We start from the raw sequence: 13,714 nt of genomic DNA on the forward strand, positions 1-13,714 counted from the left end.
GCCACCGGGCACAACAATCAATGCGCGATCGGCTGTGCACCGTGCGGCTCGCGCACGTGCTTGTACTTGAACAGCACGATGAACGCGAAGAAAAGCACCAGTGAGTACCCGGCGAAGATCAGCCACACTGGCTGCCAGTTGGTGATGCCGTTGGTGGTATACATCTCAACCACTTTACCGCTCACCACGCCGCCCAGAATACAGCCGAAGCCGTTGGTCATCATCAGGAACATGCCCTGCGCGCTGGCGCGAATTTCAGGTTTCACCTCTTTTTCTACAAACACCGAGCCGGAGATGTTGAAGAAGTCGAAGGCACAGCCGTAAACAATCATCGACAGAACCAGCAGCACGGTGCCGAACGCGCTTGGGTCGCCGTAGGCGAACAGACCGAAGCGCAACATCCAGGCAGCGATACTGATCAGCATGACGTTCTTGATGCCGTAGCGGCTCAGGAAGAACGGGATGGTCAGGATGAACAGCGTCTCAGAGATCTGCGAGATGGACATCATCACCGACGCGTGTTCAACGATAAAGCTCCCGGCAAACAGCGGATCGTTATCGAAGCTGTGCAGGAAGGTATTACCGAACATGTTGGTGATTTGCAGTTCCGCGCCCAGCAGCATGGAGAAAATAAAGAAGATCGCCATGCGCTTGTTTTTGAACAGGGCGAAGGCGTCCAGGCCAAGCATGGTGCTCCAGCTCTGGTTTTTCTGCTGGTTAGAAACCGGAATGGTGGGCAGCGTCAGGGTGAACAGCGCCAGCAGCACGGAGAGCGCGGCACCAATATACAGCTGCATGTGGCTCAGCTCGAAGCCCGCGAAGCTCACGCCCCACATTGCCATGATAAAGCCGATGGTGCCCCAGATACGGATTGGCGGGAAGTCGGTGACGATATCCAGACCGGCAGATTTCAGGCGGTAGTAGGAGATGGTGTTGATCAGGCCAAGCGTTGGCATATACGCCAGCGAGTTAAGCAGGATCACCATAAACATCGCCCCCGGCGTGGTCACTTCGGCCGCCATAAACAGCGTCCCCGCACCCACCAGATGGCAAAGCATATACAGCCATTTCGCACTTAACCATTTATCTGCCACGATACCGAGCAGCGTTGGCATGAAAACAGCCGCAATACCCAGCGAGCTGTAGACGGCACCGATTGACGCACCATCGAACTTGAGCGTCACAAACATATAGGAGCCGAGTGTAGTCAGCCAGCTACCCCACAGGCAGAACTGCAGAAACGACAAGATTTTAAGCTGCAGCTTAAGGTTCATGTTACTTTCCTCACAAGTGAGCGGGAGATATGTTGTTATAGGAACATTCAGGGTTGTTATTTGATGCAATTCTATCAGTTGGCAACGATATGTTTTGTTACCTCCCGCAAAAAAATGCAATCCACATTAATTTGCAGTTTGGATTGTGATGCAAATAGCATTTTTGTATGGGTGGGATGAGATGGGTGCGGTCTGATGCCCCCTCACCCCAAAGGGGAGAGGGAACTTGAACACCCTCTCCCCATTGGGGAGAGGGTAGGGTGAGGGGTGGTGTTGGTTTCTAGCGGCGACGGTAGTTCTTCTGCGCCGTATTCACCTTATACAGATAGCGGCGGGATTCCGCAGACGGGTGGCGAGTGGTCAGCGTGGAGTACACGTCCCCCGGCGCCATGCTGTTGATGATGTTCGCGGCCTGAACTTTATCGTTCGAGAAGACGCGCAGGACGCTGCCCGCACCGCCGTTGTAGGCGGTGATCACCGCATAGCGACGTGAAGTCGGGTTATCGATCCCGCCGAGATAGACATTGTTCAGCATCGCCAGATAGGCCGTGCCGGTATCAATGTTGCTTTGCGGATCGAACAGGTAGCTGCGGCTCGGCGTACCGGATTTCCCCTGCGCGCGGAACACGTCTTTACCGGCGCTGTGCTGCACAACCTGCATCAGCCCCAGCGCGTCGGAACGGCTCACCGCATACGGGTTGAACGAGGATTCGGTCTGCATAATCGCCAGGATCAGCGACTCATCCACGCCATACTTACGCGACGCCTGACGCACCATGCCCAGATACTTATGCGCACGCTTGTCGAGGTGGTTCGGCACCAGGTTGATCGTAACGCTATAGATCACCTTCAGGCCATTGGTGCGGCTTTTCAGGCGCGTTTGCAGCAAATAGTCTGCGAAGTTCGTCGCGCGACCTTCCCAGCGAATCGGCTGACCGGTCTGGTCAACGACCTGCCCATACAGGAACGGCTCTTTGGAGATAGTAATGTCATCGGCATCAGAGTAGAGATCGATAGATCCCGGATCGTCGCCCATCAGCAGGGTTTTGATGATGGCCTGACGTAAATGCGCCGCAGGTTCAGTCCCCGCGATGGTTTCAATCGTAATCGTACCGTCATCGAAGTTGATGTGGCTACGGGTCTGATAGGCGTCGGTATACTTAACGTAGTCCTTCGGTCCGGCAATAAGAACTTCGTTAAATCCCCATATGTTCTCGATGTTATGGGCAAACTGCCCCATCAAAATGTCAAAACCGTTGGTGTCCTTAACCCAGGCTTCGTTATAGCTATCGCCCTTTTTGGAAGAACAAGACACAAGCAACGGCGCAACAAGTGCTAGCGCTAATAGTTTTTTCATCATTCCGGGAGTGCGTGTTGTGTTTGCTTTGAGGTTGCTGTTGCCGGGTGGCGCTGCGCTTACCCGGCCTACATAACCGTAGGCCCGTGCAAGCGCAGCGCCGCCGGGCAGCAGCCGCAGAGTATTATTTTTCCGGTGGCGTATAGCCTTCGATGTGGACGTCTTTACCCTCGAACAGGAAGTTCACCATCTCCTGCTCCAGCAGCTTGCGGTGTTCCGGGTTCATCATGCTGAGCTTTTTCTCGTTGATCAGCATGGTCTGTTTTTTCTGCCACTGTCCCCAGGCTTCTTTGGAGATCTCGTTGTAAATGCGTTTACCCAGGTCGCCCGGGTAGAGCTGGAAATCCTGGCCTTCAGCGTCGCGCTGCAGGAAAGTACAAAAAATGGTTCTGGCCATACTCATTCCTCTTTGTCTTGCCGATGCTAAACCATTGCACCGACACGTAATTGCTGTAACAGGCGCTCCACGGGAGCCGCCAGCCCGACTGATGGCGGTTGCGCTAAGTTATACCAGAGAGCGGTGCCTTCATCCATGCAGGAGGTGAATGAGGACACGGGAAGCCACATAGGCACAATATCCAGATGGAAATGGCTGAAGGTATGACGGAACGCGTTGAGTTGCGTCAGGGTATCGGCCGCAATGCCGCGCTGTTCAAGCCATGCCCGAAGCGAAGCTTCATCCTCAAACTGTGGGAAGCAGTATAGACCACCCCACAGGCCACTCAGCGGGCGCTGGGCGAGAAACACCTCGTCGCCATGCTGCATCAGCAGCATGTACCCGGTGCGTTCAGGCAGCGTCTGCTTCGGTTTTTTCCCCGGATACTGCGCCCAGGAGTGGTTCGCATAGGCCACGCAGAGGTTATTTACCGGGCAGAGTTCGCACTTCGGTTTTGAACGGGTGCAGACCATCGCGCCCAGATCCATCATCGCCTGGTTAAAACGTTCCACCCCTTTCGCCGGAGTGACCGCTTCACTGATCTCCCACAGGCGCTTCTCAACCTCTTTCTTGCCCGGCCAGCCTTCTACGGCGTAGCAGCGTGTCAGCACGCGCTTGACGTTGCCGTCGAGAATAGGGAAATGCTTGCCTAAAGACAGGGAAAGGATTGCGCCTGCGGTTGAACGCCCGACGCCGGGCAAATCCGCAACCTCGTCAAAGGTCTCCGGGAATTTACCGTTGTGGCGGGTGGCGACCTGTTGTGCGGCTTTGTGCAGGTTGCGCGCGCGGGCGTAATAGCCGAGGCCTGTCCACAGGTGCAATACCTCGTCTAACGGCGCGTTGGCCAGATCGGTGATTGTCGGGAAGCGCGCCATAAAACGCTCGAAGTAAGGAATGACCGTCGCGACCTGCGTTTGTTGCAACATCACCTCGGAGAGCCATACTTTGTAAGGCGTTTTTTCAATTTGCCAGGGCAGGGTTTTACGCCCGTATTTGTCGTACCAGTCCAGCACCTGGGCTGAAAATTGAGAGGCTTGCATGGTCATCGATTCGCTTAATCAGGGAGGCAGATTGCAGCACAGCGTCAATCTGCTGTAAACCGGATCTTTCCCATGCTTGCATAGAAGCCTTAACTTTGGATAATGCCCGTTTCCCGTACACTCTCACAAGCAGACAACTCTTTTATGAAAAACGACGTCATTTCACCGGAATTTGATGAAAACGGTCGCCCGCTGCGCCGTATTCGCAGCTTTGTCCGCCGTCAGGGCCGCCTGACAAAAGGGCAGCAACACGCGCTGGACAACTACTGGCCGGTGATGGGCGTTGAGTTCAGCGAGCAGCCGCTCGACTTTACCGAGCTGTTTGGTCGCGATGCGCCAGTGACGCTGGAGATCGGTTTTGGCATGGGCACCTCGCTGGTCACTATGGCGAAAGCGCGACCGGAGCAGAACTTCCTCGGTATTGAAGTGCACTCGCCAGGCGTCGGTGCGTGTCTGGCAACGGCCCATGAAGAGGGCGTTGAGAACCTGCGCGTTATGTGTCACGACGCGGTGGAAGTGCTGCACAAAATGATTCCTGACAATTCTTTGAACATGGTTCAGCTCTTTTTCCCTGACCCGTGGCACAAAGCGCGTCATAATAAACGCCGTATCGTTCAGGCGCCGTTTGCCGAGCTGGTGAAAAGTAAGCTTAAGCTGGGCGGCGTCTTCCACATGGCGACCGACTGGGAACCTTATGCGGAACACATGCTGGAAGTGATGTCGTCGCTGGACGGGTATAAAAACCAGTCTGAAAGCAACGACTACGTACCGCGTCCGGATTCACGTCCGGTGACAAAATTTGAACAGCGTGGCCATCGTCTTGGTCACGGCGTATGGGACTTAATGTTCGAGAGGGTGAAATAATGGCAAAGAATCGTAGCCGTCGTCTGCGTAAAAAGATGCACATCGAAGAATTCCAGGAAGTGGGTTTCTCCGTTGCCTGGCGTTTCCCGGAAGGCACCAGCGTTGAGCAGATCGATCAGGACGTTGATGCGTTCATCAACGAGGTGATCGAACCCAACAAGCTGGCCTTCGACGGTAGCGGCTATCTGGCGTGGGAAGGTCTGATTTGCACCCAGGAAGTGGGGAAATGCACCGAAGAACATCAGGCGCTGGTACGCAAATGGCTTGAAGACCACAAACTGGAAGATGTCCGCGTCAGCGAACTTTTCGACGTTTGGTGGGACTAATAAAGCAAGAACGGGGCCAGCATTAGCTGGCCCATTTTGTCTGAGGGAGTGTTGAAGATGCGTAAAACGTTGCTGGCGGTTGCTTTACTGGCAATCGGAACCACCGCCCATGCGGAGTATAAATGTAGCGTCACCCCGCGTGACGACGTGGTATTAAGCCCGCAAACCGTGCAGGTTAAAGGCGAGAATGGCAATCTGGTGATCACGCCGGATGGCAACGTGACGTTTAACGGCAAACAGCAAAACCTGACGGCCGCCCAGCGCGAGCAGGCGATGGACTACCAGGCCGAGTTGCGTACCGCGCTGCCATGGATAAACGATGGCGCGCTGACCCGCGTTGAGAAGGGCCGCGTGGCGCTGGATAAAATCATCACCAAAGAGGTGGGGGAGAGCAGCAATATGCGCACCCGCCTGACGAAGCTGGATAAACAGCTGAAAGAACAGATGAACCGCATTATTGAGACGCGCTCTGATGGCCTGACGTTCCACTATAAGGCGATCGATCAGGTGCGAGCCGACGGTCAGCAGCTGGTGAACCAGGCGATGGGCGGCATTCTCCAGGACAGCATCAACGAGATGGGCGCCAAAGCGGTGCTGAAAGGCGGCGGTAATCCGTTGCAGGGTGTACTGGGTAGCCTGGGCGGACTGCAAACCTCGATTCAGAACGAGTGGAAGAATCAGGAAGCCGATTTCCAGCAGTTCGGCAAAGATGTGTGTAAACGCGTGGTGTCCCTGGAAGACAGCCGGAAGGCGCTGGTGGGGACGCTGAAGTAACGCCTCTGCGCGTAGGGCCCCTCACCCCGGCCCTCTCCCCAGGGGAGAGGGAGTAACCAGTTCCCTCTCCCTGTGGGAGAGGGAGTAACCAGTTCCCTCTCCCTGTGGGAGAGGGTTAGGGTGAGGGCATCAGGCATTGCAATCGTTGCAGAATAGCCATCAGCATCTCCTCCTCATTAGCCCTGAATTCATGATTCCAGAACCGTACGACTTCCCAGCCGTTCGCATTCAAAAACTCGGTGCGACGAGAGTCATAGGCCTCTTTATCCTGATGTTGCCCCCCGTCCAGCTCAACAATCAGTTTCGCCTTAAAGCAGGCAAAATCCACGATGTACGGCCCAACCGGCATCTGTCGGCGAAACTTATACCCAAAGAAGCGGCGACCTCTGAGCAGATACCAGAGGCGTAATTCTTCGGGTGTCATTTGTTTGCGGAGTTGTTTTGATTTTTCCATCCCCACACTCTGCCAGCCTTTCCCTCAACCAGCAGAACGGGATGTAAAATCCTGAATCAGCCTTCAGGATTTTCAGCGAGGAACAGCTCAAGAAGGGAGTTTAGGAACAGCTTACCGTGCTCGGTGATCTGCCAGTACTCATTACACTCGGTCAGATATCCCTGCGCCAACGCCTCGTCAATCTGCGGACGAATCACCGACTCTGACAACCCGGTGTAGAGCGCAAACTCCGCGCGCGGTGCGGCTTCCAGCAGACGGAAGCGGTTCATAAAGAACTCAAACGGCTTATCCACCGCCTCGACGTCATGCTGACGCTCCAGGTAGCGGCCTTCCATAAACCCGCGCGGATGACGCGTTTTTGCAGTGCGCAGAATGCGCCCGTCCGGGAAGGTCACTTTGCCGTGTGCCCCGCAGCCAATCCCCAGATAATCACCAAAGCGCCAGTAGTTCAGGTTGTGCTGACACTGATAGCCCGGCTTCGCATACGCCGAGGTTTCGTATTGCTGATACCCCGCCGCGGTCAAAAGCTGGTGGCCCTGCTCGAAGATATCCCACAGCGCGTCATCGTCCGGCAGCACCGGAGGACGGGAACCAAACAGGGTGTTCGGTTCAATGGTCAACTGATACCACGACAGATGCGGCGGGTTCAGTTCAATTGCCTGACGCAAATCGTCCAGCGCTTCTTCCAGCGACTGATCCGGCAGGCCGTGCATCAAATCGAGGTTAAAACTGCGCAGCCCAAGCCCCGTTGCCAGGTTCGCCGCGCGCTTTGCCTCTTCCGGGCCATGAATGCGCCCCAGACGCTTCAGCTTTGGCTCGCTAAAGCTCTGCACGCCGATGGAGATACGGTTCACGCCCGCGCGCTGATACTCGACAAAACGGTCGGCCTCAACGGTGCCCGGGTTGGCTTCCATCGTAATTTCAGCATCCGCTGCCAGCTTCAGGCGTGCGCGCACACCGTCCAGCAGCGTCTGCATCGCCGGGCCTGAAAGCAGGCTCGGCGTACCGCCACCAATAAAAATGGTCTTTACTTCACGTCCCTGTGCGTACGGTACATCGGCATCCAGATCGGCCAGCAGATGCGCGACGTAATCATCGTGCGGCACTTCGCCCTTCAGCGCGTGCGAGTTGAAATCGCAGTACGGGCATTTCTGCACGCACCATGGGATGTGAATATAAAGACTCAGAGGCGGCAAATTAGCCATTACGCAGTGCTTCCAGTAACAGTTTCAGGGCGCGTCCACGGTGGGAGATCGCGCTTTTCTCTTCGCGGGTGAGTTCCGCAGCGGTTTTGCCCTCGGTCGGGACAAAGAAAATCGGGTCGTAACCAAAGCCGCCGTTGCCCGCCGCTTCACGGGTGATCACGCCCGGCCAGCTGCCGTGACAGACAATCGGCGTGGGATCTTCCGCGTGACGCATGTAGACCAGCACGCAGTGGAATTGCGCGGTACGCTGTTCGTCAGGGACGTCGTTCAGGGCCACAAGCAGCTTTTCCAGGTTCTGCTGGTCGGTGGCGTCCACCCCGGAATAGCGGGCGGAGTAAATCCCCGGCGCACCGCCCAGAAAATCCACGGCCAGACCGGAGTCATCGGCAATCGCGGGCAGCCCGGTGATCTGCGCCGCATGGCGCGCTTTCAGAATGGCGTTTTCGATAAACGTCAGGCCGGTCTCTTCGGCGGAGTCCACGCCCAGCTCGGTCTGAGCCACCACGTCCAGCCCAAAATCATGTAATAGCGAGGCCAGCTCGCGCACTTTACCGGCATTACCGGTGGCGAGAACAACTTTCTGCATGGTTTAGTCCTGTTTTGTCAGAGCCGCGACTTCCGTCGGGATAGATTGCGGGTTAAGGATTTTTACCTGTTTATGCCGGCCAAGTTCACCTTTCTCAATGATGACCTGGCTTTTAGCGACGCGAAACTGTTTTGCCAGATATTTAGTCAGATGCGCATTCGCCTGGCCGTCAACGGGCGGGGCAGTGATGGCGACTTTTAGCTCGTCGCCATGCAGCCCAACAATGCTGTCGCGGCTGGCTTTCGGCTGAATGTACAGCCGTAAAACCAGCCCGTCGGCGCAGGGGCTAACTGCACTCATAACGCCATCCACAGCCCCGGCAGCAGCATATTACCCGTCGCCTGTAACAGTTCCGCGATACCCATATTCAGCACGTACAGCAGCAAAACGAGAAGCATCGGGGAGAAGTCGATTCCGCCCATCGCAGGCAGCAGGCTACGGATCGGACGCAGCAATGGTTCAGTCAGCTGAATCAACGCGTACTCCACCGGGCTACGGCCCCGGCTTACCCAGCTCATAATCGCCATCACCAGCAGGACCCAGAAGATCAGCGAGCCGACGGTTTTAACCAGGATCAGAACGGCTGAAATCCAGATAATCGGCTGGAAAGTGATGACCATAAACAGCACGATCGCTTTGATAACGCTCAGAATAAACGCCATCAGCAGAGATGAACTGTCAATCGGCCCCATTGCCGGAATGATGCGGCGAAGCGGCCCCACAATGGGCTGCGTGATTTTCACGATAAATTGTGAGAATGGATTGTAAAAATCACAACGGGCCCACTGCATCCAGACGCGCAGTAGCAGCGCCATCGTATACAGTTCAATGACCGTTGAAAGCAGGAAAGTCAACGTCTTCATGGCGTTCCTCAGGTTTCCTTATTATTGGGTGTAATCGCGCGCACCGAAAATTGCTGTGCCGATGCGCACCATGGTGCTGCCTGCCGCGATGGCGGCTTCCATATCGTCCGACATGCCCAGAGAAAGCGTGTCTACCGTGTCATAGCGCGCTTTAAGCGCCTCAAATGCTACAGCCATTTGCTGTGCTACGGCAAACTGCCTTTCATAACTTGACTCTGGTGCCGGAATGGCCATCAGTCCGCGCAGGGTTAAGCGCGGCAGCGCCGCCACGTCCGCCGCCAGCGCATCCAGTTCGCTCAGCGTAATGCCGGACTTGCTGTTTTCATCACTGATGTTGATTTGAATCAGCACGTTAAGCGCTGGCATCTCCATAGGGCGCTGGTCGCTCAAACGGGTAGCGATACGCAGACGATCGATGGTGTGACACCAGTCGAAGTGCTCTGCTACCAGACGGCTTTTGTTCGACTGTAGCGGACCGATAAAGTGCCACTGCAGGTCTATATTTCCCCGCTCCCGGAAAGCGCGAATCTTATCTACGCCTTCCTGCACATAGTTTTCACCAAAGGCACGATGACCGGCGGCTATCGCTTCTGCGATGGCGCTCGCAGGCTTGGTTTTGCTGACTGCAAGCAACGTAATTTCTTCTGAAGCACGGCCGCAACGCGTTGCCGCGGCTGAGATTTTGTCCCGGACCTGTGCCAGGTTATGCGCAATGTCGTTCATTTTCCGAGGAGTTGTCTATGGATGTGGAAGAAATTGTGGCCCTTAGTGTAAAGCATAACGTCTCCGATCTACACCTGTGCAGTGATTCACCACCGCGCTGGCGCAGGTCAGGCCGTCTTGAACCTGCGCCGTTTCCGCCCCCCGATGTGGAGGCGTTATTAAAAGCGTGGCTCAACGACGAGCAGCAGGGCGCCTGGTGGGCAAACGGGCAGGTAGATTTTGCCGTTACCCTCACAGGCGGTCAGCGGCTGCGCGGCAGTGCGTTTAAGCATATGCACGGCGTTTCGATCGCGCTACGCCTGTTGCCGCTGACGTGTCCGCAGCTCTCTGCGTTAGGCGTGCCGCGCGCGATCCCGGAGCTTTTGTCCAATGACAATGGCCTGATTCTGGTCACTGGCGCTACCGGCAGCGGGAAATCGACCACCCTGGCCGCGATGGTCGATTTTCTCAATCACCATACGGACGGGCACATTCTGACCCTGGAAGATCCGGTGGAGTTTATGTACCAGAGTGAACGTTGCCTCATCCGGCAGCGGGAGATAGGCCAGCATAGCCCGTCCTTTGCCGAGGCCCTGCGCAGTGCGCTGCGTGAAGATCCGGATGTGATTCTGCTTGGTGAGCTGCGCGACAGCGAGACGATACGCCTGGCGCTGACGGCGGCTGAGACTGGCCATCTGGTGTTGGCCACGCTGCACACGCGCGGTGCGGCGCAGGCGATCGAGCGCCTGGTCGATACCTTCCCGGCGCAGGAGAAAGATCCGGTTCGTAATCAGCTGGCGGGAAGCCTGCGTGCGGTACTGGCGCAGAAGCTGCGTCAGGATGTCCAGGGCGGGCGCGTGGCGCTGTATGAGCTACTGGTGAATACGTCGGCGGCGGCAAACCTGATCCGCGAAGGTAAAACCTGGCAACTGCCGGGCATTATTCAAACGGGGCAGCAGGCGGGGATGCAGAACTTTGAGCAGAGTCTGGCGGAGCGACGGGCGCAGGAGCGGCTGTAGGCCCCGGCGCTCAGTAACCCTGTTCGAAATAGCTTTCGAGGATAATGACGGCTGAAGCTGAATCCACGCTGCCTTTGTTCAACGCCCGGAAGCCACCGTGCTCGAACAGGCCAGCGCGTGCCTCGACGGTGCTCAAACGTTCATCGTGCAGCTTAACGGAGACACCAAAGCGGCCATGAATTTTGTTCGCGAACTTGCGCGCGCGGGCGGTAAGCGGCTGCTCGGTGCCGTCCATGTTCAGCGGCAGACCGACAATCACGTCGTCCGGCTGCCACTCTTTGAGCAAGCGCTCAATAAGGTTCCAGTCCGGCGTGCCGTCGTTAGCTTTCAGCGCCGTGAGCGGGCGGGCGGTACCGGTGATCCGTTGACCCACAGCGACGCCGATGCTTTTGGTGCCGAAGTCAAAGGCGAGAAGGGTGCCGCTCATTACGCGTGCCCCGCAACGCCAGGCATGGTCAGAATATCAATGCCAATCAGTTTTGCCGCGTCACGCCAGCGATCGGCGATAGGGGTTTTAAACAGGATATTCATATCCGCAGGGGCCGTCAGCCAGGCGTTGTCCAGAATTTCTTGTTCCAGCTGCCCTTTTTCCCAGGAAGCGTAGCCGAGCGCAACCAGCACCTCAGAAGGCTGATTTGCCGTGCCCAGTGTTTCGAGCACATCGCGAGAGGTGGTGACGACGGTGTTATCGGAGATACGAATGCTGGACGAGAAAACCGGCGGGGTATGCAGGATAAAGCCACGATCTTCTGCAAGCGGTCCGCCGAGCATCACCGGTTTATCAAGACGGATTTCCGGCAGCCGCGCTTCAGCAGGGATTTTCAGCTTGTCCAGAATGCCTTCGACCTGAAGGTTTTCCAGCGGCTTATTGATGATAATCCCCATTGCGCCGTCTTCGTTGTATTCGCAAATATAGACCACGGCGCGGCGGAAAATCGGATCCTGGAGAGCAGGCATGGCAATAAGAAAGTGATGCTGTAAATTCATTGTCAGAGGTACTGTTTCCTGGTTTAAAAAGCGACAGCGCCCAGTATGGGGATAAACACAGGCGCTGTCACAGGTTATTTCTGTAAACGTTTTTCGATAGCGTCCATCAGCATTCCGGTGATCGAGATCGGGAATTCCGCTTCGATCTCACGAATGCAGGTCGGGCTGGTGACGTTCACTTCGGTCAGACGATCGCCGATGATATCGAGGCCAACGAAGATCAAGCCTTTGGCTTTCAGCGTAGGGCCGACGCGGCGGGCAATTTCCCAGTCGCTTTCGCTTAACGGACGCGGTTCGCCACGACCTCCGGCCGCCAGGTTGCCACGGGTTTCACCACCCTGCGGGATACGCGCCAGGCAGTACGGCACCGGCTCGCCGTCTACAACCAGCACACGCTTGTCGCCGTCTTTAATGGCCGGCAGATAGTTTTGCGCCATGCAGTAGCGGGTCCCCAGCTCGGTCAGCGTTTCGGCAATCACGCCAATGTTCGGGTCGCCCTCTTTCACGCGGAAGATCGATGCGCCGCCCATGCCGTCCAGCGGCTTCATGATGATGTCGCCGTGCTTCTGCCAGAATTCTTTCAGCTGCGTTTTGCTGCGGGTGACCAGCGTTTCCGGCGTCAGGTCAGAGAACCATGCGGTATAGAGCTTCTCGTTGCAGTCGCGCAGGCTCTGCGGCTTATTGACGATCAGCGTGCCTTTCTCTTCGGCACGCTCAAGGATATAGGTGGAGTAAATGTATTCGGTGTCGAACGGCGGATCTTTACGCATCAAGATGACGTTAAGGTCGGCCAGGGCAATATCCTGCTCGGTGCCGAATTCGTACCATTTTTCGTAGTTCTGCTCGACGTTAACGATGCGGGTACGTGCGCGGGCTTCACCGTTGATCAGGTACAGATCGTTCATCTCCATATAGTGGAGTTCATAGCCGCGACGCTGCGCTTCCAGCAGCATAGCGAAGCTGGAATCTTTCTTAATGTTAATGTTTGCGATGGGGTCCATCACGATGCCGAGCTTAATCATGTTCTTCTCCGGTTATGGGTCAGGCTTTGCTTCAACCCAGATCGCCAAATCGCACCTGTAGGGCGGTAATGGCGGTGAGTGCCGTTGTCTCAGTGCGTAGAACGCGAGGTCCCAACAGAATATCAGTAAACTGGTAACGCGCCGTCATGGCGATTTCGTCAGCCGACAGGCCGCCTTCCGGGCCAATCAGCAGGCGTACGCGCTCAACGGGCAGCGGCAGCGTATTGATGCTGGCGCTGGCGCGCGGATGAAGATTAAGCTTAAGCCCGCTTTCCTCTTCTGCACACCAGTCCTCCAGATCCATCGCCGGGCGGATCTCCGGGATGCGGTTGCGGCCGCTCTGTTCACAGGCTGCAATGGCAATTTTCTGCCACTGCTGGATCTTTTTGTTCAGACGTTCCGCATCCAGTTTAACGCCGCAGCGCTCAGAAAAAAGTGGCGTAATGAGGCTTACACCCAGTTCAATGGATTTCTGAATGGTGAACTCCATCTTTTCCCCGCGCGACATCACCTGGCCAAGGTGAATGTGCAGCGGGGATTCCCGGTCGTCCACGTCGCCACGCAGCACCTTCACGTGCACGCTTTTTTTATCGGCGCGCGTAATTTCAGCGTCAAAAATCTGATTAGAGCCGTCAAAGAGCTGAATCGCCTGGCCTGCGCCCATGCGCAGCACGCGGCCTACGTGGTTTGCGGCATCATCAGACAGGGCGATTTCGCCGCCTGGGGTAATCAGTTCAGGGTGATAGATGCGAGGGATGCGCATAGTCAGAAATTCCATGTGTCATGCGATATAAGCGAATTGCCG

At 56.2% G+C, this 13,714-nt stretch carries 18 protein-coding genes; 4 read left to right on the forward strand and 14 right to left on the reverse strand.

From position 1 onward, the window contains the following. Nucleotides 1-17: 17 nt before the first annotated feature. From C3451_RS20900 to mutY, 4 genes are all read right to left on the reverse strand, one after another. A complete protein-coding gene (locus tag C3451_RS20900; protein ID WP_022649364.1) occupies nucleotides 18-1,274 on the reverse strand; it encodes a nucleoside permease in 1,257 nt (418 codons plus the stop codon). 280 nt (nucleotides 1,275-1,554) lie between these two features. Continuing rightward, nucleotides 1,555-2,631, reverse strand: a complete 1,077-nt coding sequence (gene mltC / locus C3451_RS20905) for a membrane-bound lytic murein transglycosylase MltC (protein ID WP_032621902.1) — start codon at nucleotides 2,629-2,631, stop codon at nucleotides 1,555-1,557. A 124-nt stretch (nucleotides 2,632-2,755) separates the two neighbouring features. Continuing rightward, entirely contained in the window at nucleotides 2,756-3,028 is a 273-nt protein-coding gene (locus C3451_RS20910; protein ID WP_003862425.1) for an oxidative damage protection protein, read from the reverse strand. Between the two features lie 26 nt (nucleotides 3,029-3,054). After that, on the reverse strand, nucleotides 3,055-4,107 hold the full coding sequence (gene mutY / locus C3451_RS20915) for an A/G-specific adenine glycosylase (RefSeq protein ID WP_168929096.1): 1,053 nt from the start codon (nucleotides 4,105-4,107) through the stop codon (nucleotides 3,055-3,057). Between the two features lie 144 nt (nucleotides 4,108-4,251). On the opposite strand from mutY, the gene trmB reads away from it, so the two are divergent. From trmB to C3451_RS20930, 3 genes are read left to right on the forward strand one after another with little or no spacing between them, the layout of a single operon-like run. Then, nucleotides 4,252-4,971, forward strand: coding sequence for a tRNA (guanosine(46)-N7)-methyltransferase TrmB (trmB, locus tag C3451_RS20920; protein ID WP_022649361.1), 720 nt, complete (start codon nucleotides 4,252-4,254; stop codon nucleotides 4,969-4,971). Next, nucleotides 4,971-5,297 (forward strand): YggL family protein, encoded by a 327-nt coding sequence (locus tag C3451_RS20925; RefSeq protein WP_003862421.1) that lies wholly within the window; start codon nucleotides 4,971-4,973, stop codon nucleotides 5,295-5,297. Before trmB ends, C3451_RS20925 begins: the two co-directional genes overlap by 1 nt. A gap of 57 nt (nucleotides 5,298-5,354) precedes the next feature. Beyond that, nucleotides 5,355-6,071 (forward strand): DUF2884 domain-containing protein, encoded by a 717-nt coding sequence (locus C3451_RS20930; protein WP_022649360.1) that lies wholly within the window; start codon nucleotides 5,355-5,357, stop codon nucleotides 6,069-6,071. A gap of 115 nt (nucleotides 6,072-6,186) precedes the next feature. Here C3451_RS20930 and C3451_RS20935 read toward each other — a convergent pair whose 3' ends face one another. From C3451_RS20935 to C3451_RS20960, 6 genes are read right to left on the reverse strand one after another with little or no spacing between them, the layout of a single operon-like run. Beyond that, the gene (locus C3451_RS20935) at nucleotides 6,187-6,525 is read right to left on the reverse strand and encodes an endonuclease domain-containing protein (protein ID WP_023298571.1); all 339 of its coding nucleotides are present in this window, start codon (nucleotides 6,523-6,525) and stop codon (nucleotides 6,187-6,189) included. Nucleotides 6,526-6,581: 56 nt separating this feature from the next. Continuing rightward, nucleotides 6,582-7,730: a radical SAM family heme chaperone HemW gene (hemW, locus tag C3451_RS20940; RefSeq protein ID WP_023306915.1), complete on the reverse strand. Its 1,149-nt coding sequence runs from the start codon at nucleotides 7,728-7,730 to the stop codon at nucleotides 6,582-6,584. Beyond that, nucleotides 7,723-8,316 carry an XTP/dITP diphosphatase gene (locus tag C3451_RS20945; RefSeq protein ID WP_022649357.1) on the reverse strand — a complete coding sequence of 198 codons (594 nt, stop codon included), beginning with the start codon at nucleotides 8,314-8,316 and terminating at the stop codon, nucleotides 7,723-7,725. Before C3451_RS20945 ends, hemW begins: the two co-directional genes overlap by 8 nt. 3 nt (nucleotides 8,317-8,319) lie before the next feature. Continuing rightward, nucleotides 8,320-8,616: a DUF167 family protein YggU gene (yggU, locus tag C3451_RS20950; protein WP_022649356.1), complete on the reverse strand. Its 297-nt coding sequence runs from the start codon at nucleotides 8,614-8,616 to the stop codon at nucleotides 8,320-8,322. Continuing rightward, nucleotides 8,613-9,179 carry a YggT family protein gene (locus tag C3451_RS20955; RefSeq protein ID WP_003860024.1) on the reverse strand — a complete coding sequence of 189 codons (567 nt, stop codon included), beginning with the start codon at nucleotides 9,177-9,179 and terminating at the stop codon, nucleotides 8,613-8,615. The genes yggU and C3451_RS20955 overlap by 4 nt, the downstream gene beginning before the upstream one ends. Before the next feature lie 21 nt (nucleotides 9,180-9,200). Next, nucleotides 9,201-9,902, reverse strand: coding sequence for a YggS family pyridoxal phosphate-dependent enzyme (locus C3451_RS20960; protein WP_045623033.1), 702 nt, complete (start codon nucleotides 9,900-9,902; stop codon nucleotides 9,201-9,203). Between the two features lie 17 nt (nucleotides 9,903-9,919). On the opposite strand from C3451_RS20960, the gene C3451_RS20965 reads away from it, so the two are divergent. Beyond that, complete coding sequence (locus tag C3451_RS20965) at nucleotides 9,920-10,900, forward strand: type IV pilus twitching motility protein PilT (RefSeq protein WP_045623032.1); 981 nt, start codon at nucleotides 9,920-9,922, stop codon at nucleotides 10,898-10,900. Between the two features lie 10 nt (nucleotides 10,901-10,910). On the opposite strand, the gene ruvX is transcribed toward C3451_RS20965, so the two are convergent. The 4 genes from ruvX to rsmE form a co-directional block, all read right to left on the reverse strand. After that, complete coding sequence (gene ruvX, locus C3451_RS20970) at nucleotides 10,911-11,327, reverse strand: Holliday junction resolvase RuvX (RefSeq protein ID WP_006811925.1); 417 nt, start codon at nucleotides 11,325-11,327, stop codon at nucleotides 10,911-10,913. After that, nucleotides 11,327-11,887: a YqgE/AlgH family protein gene (locus C3451_RS20975; RefSeq protein WP_022649353.1), complete on the reverse strand. Its 561-nt coding sequence runs from the start codon at nucleotides 11,885-11,887 to the stop codon at nucleotides 11,327-11,329. Before C3451_RS20975 ends, ruvX begins: the two co-directional genes overlap by 1 nt. 74 nt (nucleotides 11,888-11,961) lie before the next feature. Next, the gene (gshB, locus tag C3451_RS20980; RefSeq protein WP_003860032.1) at nucleotides 11,962-12,909 is read right to left on the reverse strand and encodes a glutathione synthase; all 948 of its coding nucleotides are present in this window, start codon (nucleotides 12,907-12,909) and stop codon (nucleotides 11,962-11,964) included. Between the two features lie 31 nt (nucleotides 12,910-12,940). Beyond that, on the reverse strand, nucleotides 12,941-13,672 hold the full coding sequence (gene rsmE / locus C3451_RS20985; RefSeq protein ID WP_003860033.1) for a 16S rRNA (uracil(1498)-N(3))-methyltransferase: 732 nt from the start codon (nucleotides 13,670-13,672) through the stop codon (nucleotides 12,941-12,943). Between the last annotated feature and the right edge of the window lie 42 nt (nucleotides 13,673-13,714).

Origin of the sequence: Enterobacter sp. 301B (assembly GCF_003850715.1) — a bacterium.
GTDB classification, from domain to species: Bacteria; Pseudomonadota; Gammaproteobacteria; order Enterobacterales; family Enterobacteriaceae; genus Enterobacter; species Enterobacter intestinihominis.

What these genes read in the sequence shown, in the direction of transcription:
- gshB (WP_003860032.1), bottom strand. Translation starts at nt 12,909, where the DNA reads ATGATTAAGCTCGGCATCGTGATGGACCCCATCGCAAACATTAACATT.
- hemW (WP_023306915.1), bottom strand. Translation starts at nt 7,730, where the DNA reads ATGGCTAATTTGCCGCCTCTGAGTCTTTATATTCACATCCCATGGTGC.
- mutY (WP_168929096.1), bottom strand. Translation starts at nt 4,107, where the DNA reads ATGCAAGCCTCTCAATTTTCAGCCCAGGTGCTGGACTGGTACGACAAA.
- trmB (WP_022649361.1), top strand. Translation starts at nt 4,252, where the DNA reads ATGAAAAACGACGTCATTTCACCGGAATTTGATGAAAACGGTCGCCCG.
- ruvX (WP_006811925.1), bottom strand. Translation starts at nt 11,327, where the DNA reads ATGAGCGGCACCCTTCTCGCCTTTGACTTCGGCACCAAAAGCATCGGC.
- rsmE (WP_003860033.1), bottom strand. Translation starts at nt 13,672, where the DNA reads ATGCGCATCCCTCGCATCTATCACCCTGAACTGATTACCCCAGGCGGC.
- C3451_RS20910 (WP_003862425.1), bottom strand. Translation starts at nt 3,028, where the DNA reads ATGGCCAGAACCATTTTTTGTACTTTCCTGCAGCGCGACGCTGAAGGC.
- C3451_RS20955 (WP_003860024.1), bottom strand. Translation starts at nt 9,179, where the DNA reads ATGAAGACGTTGACTTTCCTGCTTTCAACGGTCATTGAACTGTATACG.
- C3451_RS20900 (WP_022649364.1), bottom strand. Translation starts at nt 1,274, where the DNA reads ATGAACCTTAAGCTGCAGCTTAAAATCTTGTCGTTTCTGCAGTTCTGC.
- C3451_RS20935 (WP_023298571.1), bottom strand. Translation starts at nt 6,525, where the DNA reads ATGGAAAAATCAAAACAACTCCGCAAACAAATGACACCCGAAGAATTA.
- C3451_RS20930 (WP_022649360.1), top strand. Translation starts at nt 5,355, where the DNA reads ATGCGTAAAACGTTGCTGGCGGTTGCTTTACTGGCAATCGGAACCACC.
- C3451_RS20925 (WP_003862421.1), top strand. Translation starts at nt 4,971, where the DNA reads ATGGCAAAGAATCGTAGCCGTCGTCTGCGTAAAAAGATGCACATCGAA.
- mltC (WP_032621902.1), bottom strand. Translation starts at nt 2,631, where the DNA reads ATGAAAAAACTATTAGCGCTAGCACTTGTTGCGCCGTTGCTTGTGTCT.
- yggU (WP_022649356.1), bottom strand. Translation starts at nt 8,616, where the DNA reads ATGAGTGCAGTTAGCCCCTGCGCCGACGGGCTGGTTTTACGGCTGTAC.
- C3451_RS20965 (WP_045623032.1), top strand. Translation starts at nt 9,920, where the DNA reads ATGGATGTGGAAGAAATTGTGGCCCTTAGTGTAAAGCATAACGTCTCC.
- C3451_RS20960 (WP_045623033.1), bottom strand. Translation starts at nt 9,902, where the DNA reads ATGAACGACATTGCGCATAACCTGGCACAGGTCCGGGACAAAATCTCA.
- C3451_RS20945 (WP_022649357.1), bottom strand. Translation starts at nt 8,316, where the DNA reads ATGCAGAAAGTTGTTCTCGCCACCGGTAATGCCGGTAAAGTGCGCGAG.
- C3451_RS20975 (WP_022649353.1), bottom strand. Translation starts at nt 11,887, where the DNA reads ATGAATTTACAGCATCACTTTCTTATTGCCATGCCTGCTCTCCAGGAT.